The 13507-nt window shown below is 58.1% G+C and carries 14 protein-coding genes; 9 read left to right on the top strand and 5 right to left on the bottom strand.

What is annotated here, in order from left to right:
• Nucleotides 1-120: 120 nt before the first annotated feature.
• Together BZK31_RS18200 and dinG are read right to left on the bottom strand one after the other, a co-directional pair.
• Nucleotides 121-1269, bottom strand: coding sequence for a serine hydrolase domain-containing protein (locus BZK31_RS18200; RefSeq protein WP_083184328.1), 1149 nt, complete (start codon nt 1267-1269; stop codon nt 121-123).
• A 116-nt stretch (nt 1270-1385) separates the two neighbouring features.
• Nucleotides 1386-3530, bottom strand: coding sequence for an ATP-dependent DNA helicase DinG (gene dinG / locus BZK31_RS18195; protein WP_083184327.1), 2145 nt, complete (start codon nt 3528-3530; stop codon nt 1386-1388).
• Nucleotides 3531-3637: 107 nt separating this feature from the next.
• On the opposite strand from dinG, the gene BZK31_RS18190 reads away from it, so the two are divergent.
• From BZK31_RS18190 to BZK31_RS18180, 3 genes are all read left to right on the top strand, one after another.
• Nucleotides 3638-4102 carry a CopD family protein gene (locus tag BZK31_RS18190; RefSeq protein WP_083184326.1) on the top strand — a complete coding sequence of 155 codons (465 nt, stop codon included), beginning with the start codon at nt 3638-3640 and terminating at the stop codon, nt 4100-4102.
• Nucleotides 4103-4358: 256 nt separating this feature from the next.
• Nucleotides 4359-5261 (top strand): nucleoside-specific channel-forming protein Tsx, encoded by a 903-nt coding sequence (locus BZK31_RS18185; RefSeq protein WP_415639667.1) that lies wholly within the window; start codon nt 4359-4361, stop codon nt 5259-5261.
• Between the two features lie 26 nt (nt 5262-5287).
• Entirely contained in the window at nt 5288-6313 is a 1026-nt protein-coding gene (locus BZK31_RS18180; protein WP_083184325.1) for a purine-nucleoside phosphorylase, read from the top strand.
• Nucleotides 6314-6367: 54 nt separating this feature from the next.
• Here the strand turns inward: BZK31_RS18180 and BZK31_RS18175 are convergent, their stop codons facing one another.
• Nucleotides 6368-7126 (bottom strand): collagen pro alpha-chain precursor, encoded by a 759-nt coding sequence (locus tag BZK31_RS18175; protein WP_083184324.1) that lies wholly within the window; start codon nt 7124-7126, stop codon nt 6368-6370.
• Nucleotides 7119-7394, bottom strand: a complete 276-nt coding sequence (locus BZK31_RS18170; RefSeq protein WP_083184366.1) for a DUF1145 domain-containing protein — start codon at nt 7392-7394, stop codon at nt 7119-7121. The genes BZK31_RS18175 and BZK31_RS18170 overlap by 8 nt, the downstream gene beginning before the upstream one ends.
• Nucleotides 7395-7663: 269 nt before the next feature.
• On the opposite strand from BZK31_RS18170, the gene BZK31_RS18165 reads away from it, so the two are divergent.
• Both BZK31_RS18165 and BZK31_RS18160 read left to right on the top strand, forming a co-directional pair.
• A complete protein-coding gene (locus BZK31_RS18165) occupies nt 7664-8161 on the top strand; it encodes a DUF6231 family protein (protein ID WP_083184323.1) in 498 nt (165 codons plus the stop codon).
• Nucleotides 8162-8388: 227 nt separating this feature from the next.
• A complete protein-coding gene (locus tag BZK31_RS18160) occupies nt 8389-9663 on the top strand; it encodes a site-specific integrase (RefSeq protein ID WP_083184322.1) in 1275 nt (424 codons plus the stop codon).
• A 179-nt stretch (nt 9664-9842) separates the two neighbouring features.
• Here BZK31_RS18160 and BZK31_RS18155 read toward each other — a convergent pair whose 3' ends face one another.
• Entirely contained in the window at nt 9843-10088 is a 246-nt protein-coding gene (locus BZK31_RS18155; RefSeq protein ID WP_083184321.1) for a protein L, read from the bottom strand.
• A gap of 254 nt (nt 10089-10342) precedes the next feature.
• Here BZK31_RS18155 and BZK31_RS18150 point away from each other — a divergent pair, with 254 nt between their 5' ends.
• The 4 genes from BZK31_RS18150 (at nt 10343) to BZK31_RS18135 (ending at nt 13370) form a co-directional block, all read left to right on the top strand.
• On the top strand, nt 10343-11020 hold the full coding sequence (locus BZK31_RS18150; RefSeq protein WP_083184320.1) for an HNH endonuclease signature motif containing protein: 678 nt from the start codon (nt 10343-10345) through the stop codon (nt 11018-11020).
• A gap of 144 nt (nt 11021-11164) precedes the next feature.
• Nucleotides 11165-11455, top strand: a complete 291-nt coding sequence (locus tag BZK31_RS18145; RefSeq protein ID WP_083184319.1) for a hypothetical protein — start codon at nt 11165-11167, stop codon at nt 11453-11455.
• 205 nt (nt 11456-11660) lie between these two features.
• Nucleotides 11661-12059 carry a hypothetical protein gene (locus tag BZK31_RS18140; RefSeq protein WP_083184318.1) on the top strand — a complete coding sequence of 133 codons (399 nt, stop codon included), beginning with the start codon at nt 11661-11663 and terminating at the stop codon, nt 12057-12059.
• A gap of 42 nt (nt 12060-12101) precedes the next feature.
• Nucleotides 12102-13370: an Ig-like domain-containing protein gene (locus BZK31_RS18135; RefSeq protein ID WP_083184317.1), complete on the top strand. Its 1269-nt coding sequence runs from the start codon at nt 12102-12104 to the stop codon at nt 13368-13370.
• Nucleotides 13371-13507 lie beyond the last annotated feature (137 nt).

The raw sequence follows: 13507 nt of genomic DNA, 5'->3' as shown, positions 1-13507 counted from the left end.
AACGTTGTTACGTCCGTATAACACGCATGAAGTTACAGGTGTAAAGAGAAACCGTCGTACGGCCTCTGTTATACCCGATTACCTGACAGTCGGTATGAAACAAGCACTTATAAGCGAAACTTACTGCAAACACTCACGCAGCGTTCTGACCAGTCCCTGAGCACGCGGATCCATCAGAATGTATGGCCCCAGGGTGTTGGTGACAAAGCCGAATGCCACCTCGTAGTCGGGGTCGGCAAACCCTACCGAACCGCCAGCTCCCGGATGGCCGAAGGCTTTCGGACCCAGTCCGTACGTAGCGTTGGCCACGGCCGGTTGGTCGAGCATGCAGCCCAGCCCGAAGCGGGTCGAGGTCAATAAGGTCTTGTCCTGCCCGACGCTGTGCTCGCGGGTCAGTTCGTTGAGCATGTCCGCTTCCAGCAGGCTGCCATCCAGCAGACCGTTGTAGAACCCGGCCAGGCTGCGTGCATTACCGTGACCGTTGGCGGCCGGTTGCTGCATGCGCCGCCATTCCGGCTTGTTGGTGCTGGTCATGATCGACGGCGGATTGGTGAAAGCTCTGGCGGTGATCGACGACGGTTCGCGCATGGTTGCCTGCAGCACGCGCTGTGCGGCTTCATCGCCCACGTTGCCCTTGCCTCGGGCGATGTGGGCGACGCGGTGGAACTGGTCATCCGCCAGCCCGACATGAAAATCCAGCCCCAGCGGGCGGGCAACCCGCGCGACGATGGATTCGCCCGGACCACGACCGTCAGCGCGACGCAGCATCTCGCCGATCAGCCAGCCGTAGGTGATCGCCGCATAGCCATGCCCCTGACCGGGAACCCACCACGGCTGCTCGGCGGCCAGCGCCGATGTCATGGTGTCCCATTCATACAGGGCTTCTGCGGGCAGTTGTTCGCGAAGCGCAGGCAGCGCGGCCTGATGGCACAGTAACTGACGCAGCGTAATCGACGCCTTGTCTGCTGCCGCGAACTCGGGCCAGAGCCTGGCGACGGGCTCGTCGAGGTTGAGTTTGCCCTCCTCCACCAGTTGCAGGATTGCCACGCTGGCAAACGTCTTGGTGCAGGAAAACAGGTTGGCGATGGTGTCGGTGTGCCAGGCTTCGGCGCCATCCTTGTCGGCCGTGCCAGCCCAGAGGTCAACGACGGTTTGCCCGCCAACCTGAATGCACAAGGCAGCGCCGCGCTCCTGAGGATCGTCAAAGAGCGCTGCGAAGGCTTCCCGCACCGCTTCGAATTGAAGCTCGAAATGACCCTGGATCTGCAAGACGGCTGACTCCTGAATGACAACGCGCGGCCTGAAAGCGGCCAACGGAATGGCGGCATATTGTTCCAGCGATTGAACGCTTTGGGAACTGTCGCCGCTCGCCCGTCAGCCGCGGTTCAGGAGATTTCCCGGTGAAACGGCGGCAACGCATTGAGAATCGCCTTGCCGTAACGCTGAGTGACCACACGCCGGTCCAACAGCGTGATGGTGCCGCGATCTTCTTCGGTGCGCAGCAGGCGACCACAGGCCTGCACCAGGCGCAACGACGCATCCGGCACGGCGATCTCCATGAACGGATTGCCGCCACGTGCCTCGATCCACTCGGCCAGGGCCGCCTCGACCGGATCGTCCGGCACCGCGAATGGGATCTTGGCGATGACAACGTGCTCGCAATACGCGCCGGGCAAGTCCACCCCTTCGGCAAAGCTGGCCAGCCCGAACAGCACACTGGACTCGCCGCTGTCGACCCGCGCCTTGTGCTTGTTCAGCGTTTCCTGCTTCGACAGATTGCCTTGAATGAACACCTGTTTGCGCCAGTCGCGGTCCAGCCCGTCGAACACGTCCTGCATCTGTTTACGCGAGGAGAACAACACCAGCGTGCCGCGCGAGCCTTCGACCAGACCAGGCAGGTCACGAATGATCGCCGCCGTGTGCGCCACCGCATCACGCGGGTCGGCCTTGAGGTCGGGAACACGCAGCACCCCGGCATCGGCGTGGTGAAACGGGCTCGGTACAACCGCCGTGACCGCGCCCTTGGGCAATCCGGCACGCATGCGATAACGGTCGAACTTGCCCAGCGCGGTGAGGGTCGCCGAGGTCACCAGCGCGCCGTAGGCAATGTTCCATAGATTGCGGCGCAGCATCTCGGCCGCCAGGATCGGGCTGGCGTTGACCTCGATGTCGAACAGCGCACCGCTGTCGGCCAGGGTCAGCCAGCGCGCCATCGGCGGACTGTCCTCGGGGTCTTCAGCCGTGAAGGCCGTCCACAATTCCCAGTTGCCGTGGGCACGGGCCAGCAGGCTGCCGAATAACGGATACCACTCTTCGGCCTGATGGCTGGCGATGCCGATGTTGACCTCGCCGTCCATGCCTTCCTTGAGCAGCTCGGTCAGGCGGGTGAACAGGTCGTCCAGACGGGCGAAGCCTTTCTTCAGCTCGATGCCCATCTCGCGGATGTGCTCGGGGATGACGCCGCCGATGAAACGATGACGCGGACGCTCACGGCCCTGCATGTCTTCACCGGCGCGGAAATCGGCCAGTTGCTCGCAGGCACCGAACATGAACTGCTGATGGCCCTTGATCTCGCGTGCCAGCTCCGGAACCTGCTCGATCAGCTTGCCCAGGTCACCGGGCAGCGGATGCTGGGCCAGCAGCTTGGCGAGGTTCTTGGCGGTCTGCTCCAGCCAGTCGGCGGTGGAGCGCAGGCGTGTGTAATGAGCGAAGTGGCCGATGGCCTTGTCCGGCAGGTGATGGCCTTCGTCGAACACATAAAGTGTGTCGCGCGGGTCCGGCAGCACCGCACCGCCGCCCAACGCCAGGTCAGCCAGTACCATGTCATGGTTGGTAACGATCACATCGACCTTGCCCATCCCTTCACGCGCCTTATAGAAAGCGCACTGCTGGAAGTTGGGGCAATGGCGGTTGGTGCACTGGCTGTGATCGGTGGTCAGGCGTGCCCAGTCCTGATCGGCCAGTTCCTGAGGCCAACTGTCGCGGTCGCCGTCCCATTTGTTGCCCGCCAGCTTCTGCAACATGTTGGTGAACAGTTTCTGGCTGGCTTCGTCGACCTCGATCTTGAAGCCTTCTTCCTCGAACAGTTGCGCGGTCGCGTTGGTGGCGTCGCTTTCCTGCAGCAGCATGTCGAGCTTGGACAGGCACATGTAACGACCGCGACCCTTGGCCAGGGCGAACGTGAAGTTCAGGCCGCTGTTGCGCATCAGGTCTGGCAGGTCCTTGTAGACGATCTGCTCCTGCAGCGCGACGGTCGCGGTAGCGATCACCAGACGCTTGCCAGCCGCCTTGGCGGTCGGAATCGAGGCAATGGCGTAGGCCACCGTCTTGCCTGTACCGGTGCCCGCTTCCACGGCGACCACGGCCGGGTCGCCCGAGCGCCGTCCCTCCTCATCGGTATCGATGTCCCCCAGCACCTTGGCGACTTCGGCGATCATCAATCGCTGGCCGTAACGTGGCTTGAGGCTCTTGGCTTCCAGAAAGCGCGAGTAAGCACCCTGGATCTGGGATTTGAGTTCGGTACTGATCATTGGCTTCGGTTCGGGGGCACGGCAAAAAAGGCTGGATAAATTTTCAGTGGTTCTGAGTGGGCGCTATCATAGCGCGCTAATTCCATCCGCGCAGAACGGAGTACCCGATGACCGCATTTTCCTCTGTCTATACGTTGCATCTGCTGGCTGCTCTTATCTGGGTCGGCGGGATGTTCTTCGCCTGGATGGTATTGCGCCCAGCCGTCATTGCAGCACTTGAAGGACCGTCTCGCTTGAAAGTGTGGGTCCAGGTGTTTCCGCGCTTCTTTATCTGGGTCTGGGCCGCCGTAATTGCGCTGCCCGTCACGGGTATCGGGATGATTCAGCTGAATTTCACCAGCTTCGAAACCGCCCCGCGCTACGTCCAGATCATGATGGGCCTGTACGTGGTGATGGTCGCGCTGTTCCTGCGTATCCAGTCGTTGCAGTTGCCAGAACTGCGCCGCGCAGTGGAGACAGAGCAATGGGCCGAGGGCGCCGCAGCGTTGGGCAGAATCCGACGGCTGGTCGGCATCAATCTCATCATCGGGCTGGCTGTGGTCGTGATCGCGGCGGCACGTCCGACGTTCTGACCGGCCGAACACCTCAGTGGTGCGAAACGAAACATCGTGGGGCACCCAGAGTGATACCGCGCACAGCGGCCGGGCAAAATCCTGCCCGATCAGTCACGTTATTTCTCGAATAACCTTGTCTTTCAGGCAGTTGAATTCCTTTGGCACGTCCTGTGCAAACGTTTGCGGATTGTCGTACGTGCCGTTAAAAGGAGTTTCAATACCGATGCAGTCCTCCAAGCAGTCCGCCCCAGCCCCCAGACTTCTGATTCCTCTCATGCTCACTGCCGCTTTCGGCATCTCCTGCACGGCCGTGCAGGCGCAACCGGCAACCGCTGAAGACTCCGCACAGGGCGAAAACCTGAGTCCACCCGCCGCGCCCAATGAAGGCAAGGGCGCGTACCTGTCGGACTGGTTCAATCAGGACCTGACGCTGATCGGCAGCAAAGACATCAGCTTCGGCCCACAGCCGGTGGATGACGTGTATCTGGAGTACGAATACTTCGGCCGCAAGGGGCCGTTCGAACTGTACGGTTACATCGATGTACCGAAGATCCTGGACATCGGCAACCGTAACGACAAAGGTGTCTGGGACCATGGTTCGCCGGTGTTCATGGAGCACGAGCCACGCATCTCCATCGACTATCTGGCCGGTCGCAGCCTGGCCGTTGGGCCGTTCAAGGAATGGTACGTCGCCTTCGACTGGATCTACGACCACGGCAGCAACTCGGCGAACCGCGCCAACACGTTGTACAGCGGTATCGGCACCGACATCGACACCCAGTCGCGGGTCAACCTTTCAGCCAACTTCTATGGCCGCTATCAGTGGGAAAACTACGGCGCCAGCAACGAGTATTCCTGGGACGGCTATCGCGCCCAGTTGAAGTACATCGTGCCGATCACCAAATTCGACAACGGTGCATCGCTGACCTACATCGGCTTCACCAACTTCGACTTCGGCTCGGACCTCAAGGACGATCCGGCCCGCACCGCCAATTCGACGGTCGCCACCAACGTACTGCTTTACGCCTTCACTCACCTGCGTTTCACGCTGGTCGGCCGCTATTTCCACAATGGCGGCAACTGGCAGGACGGCAGCGAGCTGAACTTCGGCGACGGCAACTTCCGCGCCCGCTCCGATGGCTGGGGTTATTACGCCGGCGTGGGCTATCAGTTCTGAACATGACGTTGACTACAGGAGTACTCATGAAACACATCACTCGTAACGCCCTCTGCGCCACGCTGGCCGTGCTCAGCCCCGGCATCTGGGCGGCGACGGCCGCACCCGTCACGCCCAAGGTGATGCTGATCGCTATGTTCGCCCCGGAAGCGCAGAACTGGATCGATCGCCTGCACCTGACCAAAGAGATAGAAGTGCCGGGGCTGGCCGCCGAGTACCCGACCATCCGCTGCAACGATCAGGACACCTGCCTGATGGTCACCGGCATGGGCCAGACCAACGCCGCCGCCTCGACACTGGCTCTGGCGCTGTCGCCGCAGTTCGATCTGCGCAAGACGTATTTCATCGTCGCCGGCATTGCCGGGATCAATCCGCATCACGGCACCCTCGGCACCACGGCCTGGGCGCACTACCTGGTGGAGTTCGGCACTCAGTGGGAAATCGATTCGCGGGATGTGCCCAAGGAATGGCCAACCGGCTACCTGGGCATCAACACCAAAGGTCCGAACGAAAAGCCGCCGCTGGATTACAAGACCGAAGTCTTCGAGCTCAACCCCAAGCTGCAGGCCAAGGCATTTGCGCTGTCGCAAAAGGTCGCCCTCAGCGAGAGCAAGGAGTCAGCCGCGTGGCGCGTGAAGTACCCTTACGCACCCGCCAATCAGCCGCCGCAAGTGACGCAGTGCGACACGCTGGCCGGCAATACGTGGTTTTCGGGCACACGCCTGAGTGAGCGGGCGGAGGTCTGGACGCGCCTGCTGACCGACAATAAAGGCGTGTATTGCACGACCCAGCAGGAAGACAACTCCACCTACGAGGCACTGTTACGGGCGAGTAAAGCGGGCAAGGTCGACGTTAATCGCCTCGCCGTGGTCCGCGCCGGTTCCGATTTCGACCGCCCGTATCCAGGCTATAGCGAGGTGGACAACCTGCTGAAGTATGCCGATCAGGGCGCATTCGTCCCGGCGCTGGAAAACCTGTACCGCACCGGCAATCCGCTGGTGCAGGCAATCGTCGAGGACTGGAAGAGCTGGGAGAACGGCGTGCCGCAGTAAGCGCTGCGCGCTGACAGGCTGCGGACATAGGCTCCACAGCCTGTCAGTCACCGGTCAAAGGCGCTGAAGAATCAGCGCACCGGCAGGTCCGGCAGCACCTGGCTGGCCGGGCTCACCCGGTCTGCCGGCCTTGCCGCCATCGGCGCGATAGACGATACAGCCTTTGGACGCACCGCCTTTACCCGCCTTGCCGCCCTCGCCGCCCTTGCCCGGCGCACCGCCCTCGACGTTCACCTTGATGCGCTCGGCCGCAAAGCTGTAAGGCAGCTCGAGACGAACCTGCGCACCGGCGGCACCGTCGTGGCCGTTGCCGCCATTGTCGCCGTTATAACCCCGACCGGCCTGTCCCCAGGCGCAACCCGGCTCTTCGCCCGTACCACCATCGAGGCCCGCATAGCCCGGCCCACCCGCGCCACCACGGGCATCGATCGACAACTGCTCGGCGTTGAGGCTGTTCACGCGCAAGGTCAGGTTGCGCCCCGGCAGCGCCGGCTTTTCGAACGTTCCGGGAGCGCCCCGCGCAGTGATCTGGCTGCCAGCGCCAAATTCGCCACGGTCCACCACCAGCTTGAAGGTCTGCACGCCGGGCACAATGGCGATGCGTGATTCGTGTCCGAGCACCAGCTGACCGATCTTCACGTCGTCGATACCCGCCGGGATCAACAGCGTACCGTAGTCGGCTACTTCCAGACGTTCGACCTGCAGGACACTGCTGTTGCCGGGAAGGCGCATCAGGGAATGTGGCGCGACGATGATTGCCTGGGCCATGGCCAGCGGACTGAACAATGCTGCCAGTAGAACGAGATTACGCATGGGTATGCCCCGAAGCCGAACGGCCGATGGATTGGAGATGGAAAATCCCGAACAGGATGATTTTGCCTCTGTCACGCCATGGGTGCCTGCGACCCCGGAGGCTGCCGTTGAACAGGATCAGTTCCAGCAGGTGCGTCAACAGCACCAGGCTGCCCGCCATATCGATCATCACGCCGAACGGGCTGGGCGCTTCAACGATTGCGTTGACCAGCACCACCAGCCAGAAGCCCAGCATCAACAGTTTTCCCAAACCCCAAACCCACTTCATCGCCTGCCCCCTGATCATGATCCTGGTGTTACGAATTCCTTGTCACGACAGCGAATTCTTCGCACGCTTTTCGTCGCCGCACAGTAGACGTCCTGTCCACCGAATATGCCAGCAATGTGTGAAAAAACATGCAGTCAGGACAGATATAGTCCGAAACCCGGCTGACGACACCCGAGGATTGTTGCGCCAGTCGCGTTTGCACAACCCGGTGCGCGCTTTTCAGCATTCCTCGGGCAGGCTAGTCTTGTCAGTCAATGAGAGGACTTTCGATGACCGTCGGTTATTCCACCCGCACGCCCCAGCAAGCGCTGGCCGCGCTACTCGACCGCTATGCCCCGCAGCGTCTGCTGCTGATCGGTGCGCAGGCGTTTCCCGCCTTGCAGGCCTTTCAGGACGCGCATCCGCAGACGGACGTGGCGCTGGCCGAGCCCGGCATCCTGCCGGCACATCTGGCAGCGCAGCGCTTCGATCTGGCGCTGGTGGTCGATTGCCTGGAGCACATGCCCAAGCGCACCGGGCTGGAACTGCTCGGTGGGATCCGCAACCTCAACGCCAGCCGCATCGCCGTGCTGGCCGACCTGAGCGCCTGCGGCTGGCAGGAAACAGACTTCTTCTCGCTGGCCCTGCAAGCCAGCGAACGCTTTGCCCGTGACGAGCAGGTTCTGACCCTGTTCACCTACGACCTGCGCGAATACAAACAGGTGCCTGACTGGCTGAACGCCAGGTTCTGGGCCAACCCGGAAATGTTTGGCAAGCACTGGTGGTAAACCCATGAATATCAAGGGCTTACCTCACCATGAACGCTATCGAAGCCATGCCCGAGCAGGGCCAACTGTCACCAGCCTGTAACCAGCCTTGTCACCAAAGACCATCTCAGGCCCTTTCGGTCTGGCATTACAGACGGTCAGGAATCTACTACCTGAGGGTTCGCCCTCGGGGATGCTCTACCCGTAGTCTCGCCATCTCTCTCCGCTCCACCGATAGGCCAACCGCTATGCAGTTCTCCAAGGAAATCCTCACGACACTGGCTGTCTTCCACCTCGACCGGCCTGAGGCTTCATGGGAGGACCTCAAGGAACGCCTCAAGGAGATCGCTGAGGACGCCATGCAAGGCCATAGCGGTGACACTCGGGGCCTCTACATGGAGATATATGACCAGATGAGCAACCACCTTGCTGAGGCTGCCTCGCTTGGTAGATTCACTGAGACTCAGCAACGGGCCATAGGCACGGGTCACCGGGTGCTGAGGGCTGCTCAAGACCGCCTTGAAGGTCGCCCAGAGGAACTCACAGGGATCATTGGGGAGCTGTCTTGTAGCACGTCTGTAGCCCAGTCTCCGTCCCTATCTGTATTACGCTCCGATGAACCGATGACCTTTGAGACCCTCTCAGGGCTCTATCTGGCTGAACGAAGAGGCAATGTCACCGCAACTACTCATAAGTCTGTTACGTCTGCCTGCCGAACCCTCAGTGGGCTACTTGGAGATTTGGACATCAAGACTCACACGAGGGCAGATATGGTCGCCCTTAAGGAGAAAGTCTTGGAGGGCCGCAAGCCTCTAACGTCCAATAAGCTTCTGACCCAGCTATCAACGGTCATGGGCTGGGCGGTGAATAACGGCTATCTCGATAGGTCATTCGACAAGGGACTGAAGATCGAGAAAGGCGCTGAGAGTACCCGTAAGCCGCTTACTCAAGACCAAGTGGTCAAGATCATGGATCACGCCAATGACCTGTCTGAAGAGGACTGGAAGCGTTGGGCGTTGTCTATCGGGGTTCTCACGGGTGCCCGTATAGGCGAGATCTACCAGTTGACCAAGGAAGACATCAAGCAAGTCGATGGCATCACGGTCATTGATATCAACAAGGATGAGAATGGTGGTAAGACCCTGAAGAATAGCTTCTCTGTCAGGCAGGTGCCGCTCGTCGATGGGGCCTACGGGTTTTCTCTTGAGGTATTCCTTGAGTGGATCAACGCCAATGAAGGCCGACTGTTCAAGGTCATGGAACACTCATTCAATAAGCCACTCAATGAGGCTCTCAGGAAGCCCTTGGGGTTGTCCTCTGGTGGCAATCAATCTTTCCACTCGCTACGGCACTCCATTACGGGGCTCATGAAGGCCGCTGTGATTCCTGAAGGTATCGCGCAGGCAATCACCGGGCATAGCTCAGGGACGATTACTTATGACCTGTATGCGGGGTCTCAGAAGCTGCCTGTAAGGACGCTCCATGAAGCTCTCGTGAAAGCGTTCTCGTTGGTGAAATCGTAAAGGCCGCTGAGATTCCGGTGTGGACCGCAGAGACAATCTTGGGCACGCCTCGAGCGTCGATAGCTGTCTAAAGCTGGTAGGACGGTTGAGCTCCCCCCGCATGATGGCGGAGACGTTGAAGACAGAGCTGGAATAAAAAGGAAGGCACATCGATAGCACAACCGATGCGCCCTCAGCAATCATTCCCCGGCGGTGTTTGTACGCACGTTCAACTTCCATTTAACAGCGCCTTGAGCGGCAGAATGCTGATGATGATTCTGAGGCGGGAATGGATCATCTGCGTTTGACGTTACCTCTTTCTTACAACCCGTGCAGCGATAGATGCCAGAAACTGGGACTTTGTCGCTCGGACCGTAGGTGTCCGTCCACCACTTTTTGTTCCCGTCACTTTTAGACAATACACTGCTATCAATCCACCAGCTCATAACACACTCCTTGTTGGTTGAACTTGGAATACTTCATCAAGCGTGAAGAGAGTGTCAATAGGCCATTCTGGGAATTGACTTGCCGGGTCCTTACCTTGCTGCGTGAGCACAGACGCCTGCTTATAGAAAACCTTGAGCCGCCCCCGGAGCCTCGTATTTGTTGATCGAAACGCCTGTGACTGTAGCCGTAGGGTTTAAAGCCCTCACTATTGCACTACACCCAGTCACCAATCAATCAGCACGGGAGACCACCAATGACAACACCAACCAAAATCCGCCTTCAGGGCACCAACGTGATGGCCTGCGTGCTACCACCGATACAAATCCTTGAGGCCCGCTACAAGCTCGCTGAGGACCACGATGGAATCGTAGCTCGTGACTTCAAGCTCATCCCCGGCAAGACCCGTAGAGGAACCGTAGAGGGGGCCCCTGTGGGCTCATACACCAATGGATCGTTACGGCAGCAAGTTGAAGTCACATGGATGGACGGCGAGACCAAGCATAAGATCCGCGTACAGAAGGCCCGCATTGTTTATCGGATGGCTCATGGCCCGTTCGATGAGTCCCTTGTCATTGATCATATCGACGGCAATCCAAACAACAATCATCCAAGCAACCTGAGACCACTGACCTACCACGAGAACATGGGCAACCGTGTCGTGGGGCTTCAGGGTCGGAAAATGCCTAAGAGGGATTCAGACTTGCCAGTCGGCGTGACCAGAGACAAACACTTCACCAAGGGCGAGCGATTCATTGCAAAGGCAACCATCCGTGGCGTCACTCATCGGGCCATCTTTGAGAACCCCAAATCTGCTCAACACTGGCTTGCTTCTGTCCGTGAGGCTGGTCTCGGTGATGGTGCTCGTAAGGATGCCCATGGAGTCATCGTTGGGGCACCTCAGTGGAAGATTATGAAGGCAAAGCAGGGTTAATGATCCTACACCTATAGACACCCTCACTATTGGTAAAGACCCTCTGAGACTCCCCTGTGAGATATCTAAAGATTAGCCATAAACTAAGTTAACTGGCATTCATAATCATGAACCCTCCTTAGCCATATTTCTGTAGGAGACTCTATGCGATTCTATTTCGTACTTGACGATCTCAGCATTGAACAGACCAATACCTTGTTATCTATTGAGTCGTCTATGAATGGTCGATCAGCCACCGCTATATTCAACCTGAAGACCCTCGCTGTCCGCACCAATCGAGACACAGACAAAGACAAAGCGTTTGTAACAAGTAAGCTGGGAGCATTCTACATGGAAGCCCTTGAAGGTTTACTGATTGCGACTGGTCTGGATTTGATCATGCTGTACCACACCGTAAAAGGCGTACCTGTGGTTCTCACGGCTCGCCCTAAATAGCAAACGATCGTCGCCACGATTGTCCATAAAGATGCCCTCTCAGGTTTCGCCATTTCCTGTTAGATCATCTGCAATAACCCAAACCCCAGAATCTATTAGTCAGCTTTAGTTGAGGCCTCGTGGTCTTCTCTCCTTGGCCGTCTGGTCGTGTGCCTCAATGGCGCTAAGGCTGACTAATGGATCAACTCATAGGAGATCCAAACCAATGAAAATCACAATCACCAAAGTCCTGAAGAACGAAGTCACTGTATCGGGACAAGTTCTGAACCGTGAGTACGTAGAGAACATCATGCTGCCCATGCTGGTTGCTCAATGTGGCACCGTTAAGAGTCGCCAATTCGAGATCGTCCAAGTGTTTGATGAGGCCGGTCTTTCGCTCAAAGCGATTCCTGATGTTGCCCGCGGGTACCACGGAGACAAAGCCGCAAAGGCATCTGAGCGAGCGCGTCAACAACGTGAAGCCGATGCCCACGCCGAGCGCTGCCGTGAGTGGACGCCTCGTGAACTGGCTCAGGCCAAAGCTGATAAGGAAGCCCGCGCCGCTGCCATTCGTGAGCAGGGTGCCCGTGTCCGTGCGGCATCCCGTGGTAACTCCGGCTGGTAAACCAAGACCGAACTTCAATCATCTAACTCAGGAGAAAATTCTATGAAACCTAATCAGTACGTAGCACCGCATGTAGACACCGTCAAATGGAACATCAACGCCATTGACGATAACAATGCATCAATCCACTTCAGCACTTCCGATGTACGAGCAGAGACACTTGCAAGCACTGATCCATCGGTCTATGTGCAAGCCCTTGTGGAAGCCGCTGAGGACTTTTTGAATGGCGATGAGTGGCGCGAGGCTGCTATGGAGAGAACCCCTTGTGAGTTCCGCCCTGCGGGCTCTGAGGCTACCGGCCAACAAGTCATCACTATGACTGATCGCTCCGTTGAGTTCGACCCTCGCAAGAACTGGGATAACCAAACCATTAGCAAAGGCGAAGTATTGGCCGGGTCGATCATCTTTACGGAGCCTACCGATTCCGCTCTGGTTATCAGTCATCGCGTGACGATCCTCGACCACAACTTGATTGCTGGTTTTACCGAGTCTTCAATGGCTCAAACCGCTGACAAGATCTTACGTGACATTGAGTTAAGCGCAGCGGGTAAGATCGCTGGCATCCTTTCGACCGCTGCAAGCACCGAGGTTTTCTCTGAAGTTAAGCCAACGGGCAAGCCTGTAGAAATCGCTGAGGATCTTATTGACCTCCTAACGATGCACATCAATCAGACCGTGGGCACCTCTTTATCTGACTTCGTGGTGTTGCTGCCTGTGTCGATGGTGGCTGTACTTGAGCGTGCTGCCCAGCGTGCTGGTGTGGGTGAAATCGAAAACCTTATTGGAGCGTCTGTGCAGCCTTACAGCGGTACTGACTACGGTTTGTTCTTGCTGCCGAAGATGTTCACCGCGCTGAGCTACCGTGAGAACCGTGAGGGCGACATTTGGAAAATCCTTGCGACCCGCAACGGCAATGCTCAGGCGTGGGACATTGAGATTATGACAACCGTAGACATCGTGGCTAACGGCAAGGTCAAGGTGAAGCTGACCGAAGATGGTCTTCAAACTGAAACTGTAGCGTTCCCGATGATCACCAACGTGAAGCTGTTCACTCCGGTGTCGGGTGTATCCCTCAAGGTCTCCTCTAAGGACCTCGCCGTGGGTGCTTCATACTCAAACGCTGCCACTGTGTCCCCTGCAAATGCCACCAATCAGAGCATCACATGGACCACATCTGATTCGTCAGTAGCAACGGTATCCCCAACGGGTTCTGTAAAGGGTCTCAAAGTGGGTAAGGCGACAATCAAGGTAACGACTGCTGAGGGTGGTTTCTCGGCCTCCTACACAGTGAATGTAATTGCCGCTGCTTAAGAAAGTTTGAAAGATGACCCGTAAGACCGGCCCGAGAGGGATCGGCAGGGTCAGCTCAAAAGTGAGCTAACGTCATTAACTGGTTTAACGCGCTCAAATCTGAGCTGGTTGAATTTGCAGATTATCAACCCGACCAA

The sequence above is a fragment of the Pseudomonas floridensis genome (assembly GCF_002087235.1).
GTDB classification, from domain to species: domain Bacteria; phylum Pseudomonadota; class Gammaproteobacteria; order Pseudomonadales; family Pseudomonadaceae; genus Aquipseudomonas; species Aquipseudomonas floridensis.
The sequence above is the reverse complement of the archived record's forward strand: the minus strand, read 5'-3'. Positions and strand labels throughout refer to the sequence as shown.

What these genes read in the sequence shown, in the direction of transcription:
- BZK31_RS18180 (WP_083184325.1), top strand. Translation starts at nt 5,288, where the DNA reads ATGAAACACATCACTCGTAACGCCCTCTGCGCCACGCTGGCCGTGCTC.
- BZK31_RS18175 (WP_083184324.1), bottom strand. Translation starts at nt 7,126, where the DNA reads ATGCGTAATCTCGTTCTACTGGCAGCATTGTTCAGTCCGCTGGCCATG.
- BZK31_RS18150 (WP_083184320.1), top strand. Translation starts at nt 10,343, where the DNA reads ATGACAACACCAACCAAAATCCGCCTTCAGGGCACCAACGTGATGGCC.
- BZK31_RS18140 (WP_083184318.1), top strand. Translation starts at nt 11,661, where the DNA reads ATGAAAATCACAATCACCAAAGTCCTGAAGAACGAAGTCACTGTATCG.
- BZK31_RS18185 (WP_415639667.1), top strand. Translation starts at nt 4,359, where the DNA reads ATGCTCACTGCCGCTTTCGGCATCTCCTGCACGGCCGTGCAGGCGCAA.
- BZK31_RS18160 (WP_083184322.1), top strand. Translation starts at nt 8,389, where the DNA reads ATGCAGTTCTCCAAGGAAATCCTCACGACACTGGCTGTCTTCCACCTC.
- BZK31_RS18190 (WP_083184326.1), top strand. Translation starts at nt 3,638, where the DNA reads ATGACCGCATTTTCCTCTGTCTATACGTTGCATCTGCTGGCTGCTCTT.
- BZK31_RS18155 (WP_083184321.1), bottom strand. Translation starts at nt 10,088, where the DNA reads ATGAGCTGGTGGATTGATAGCAGTGTATTGTCTAAAAGTGACGGGAAC.
- BZK31_RS18135 (WP_083184317.1), top strand. Translation starts at nt 12,102, where the DNA reads ATGAAACCTAATCAGTACGTAGCACCGCATGTAGACACCGTCAAATGG.
- BZK31_RS18165 (WP_083184323.1), top strand. Translation starts at nt 7,664, where the DNA reads ATGACCGTCGGTTATTCCACCCGCACGCCCCAGCAAGCGCTGGCCGCG.
- dinG (WP_083184327.1), bottom strand. Translation starts at nt 3,530, where the DNA reads ATGATCAGTACCGAACTCAAATCCCAGATCCAGGGTGCTTACTCGCGC.
- BZK31_RS18170 (WP_083184366.1), bottom strand. Translation starts at nt 7,394, where the DNA reads ATGAAGTGGGTTTGGGGTTTGGGAAAACTGTTGATGCTGGGCTTCTGG.
- BZK31_RS18145 (WP_083184319.1), top strand. Translation starts at nt 11,165, where the DNA reads ATGCGATTCTATTTCGTACTTGACGATCTCAGCATTGAACAGACCAAT.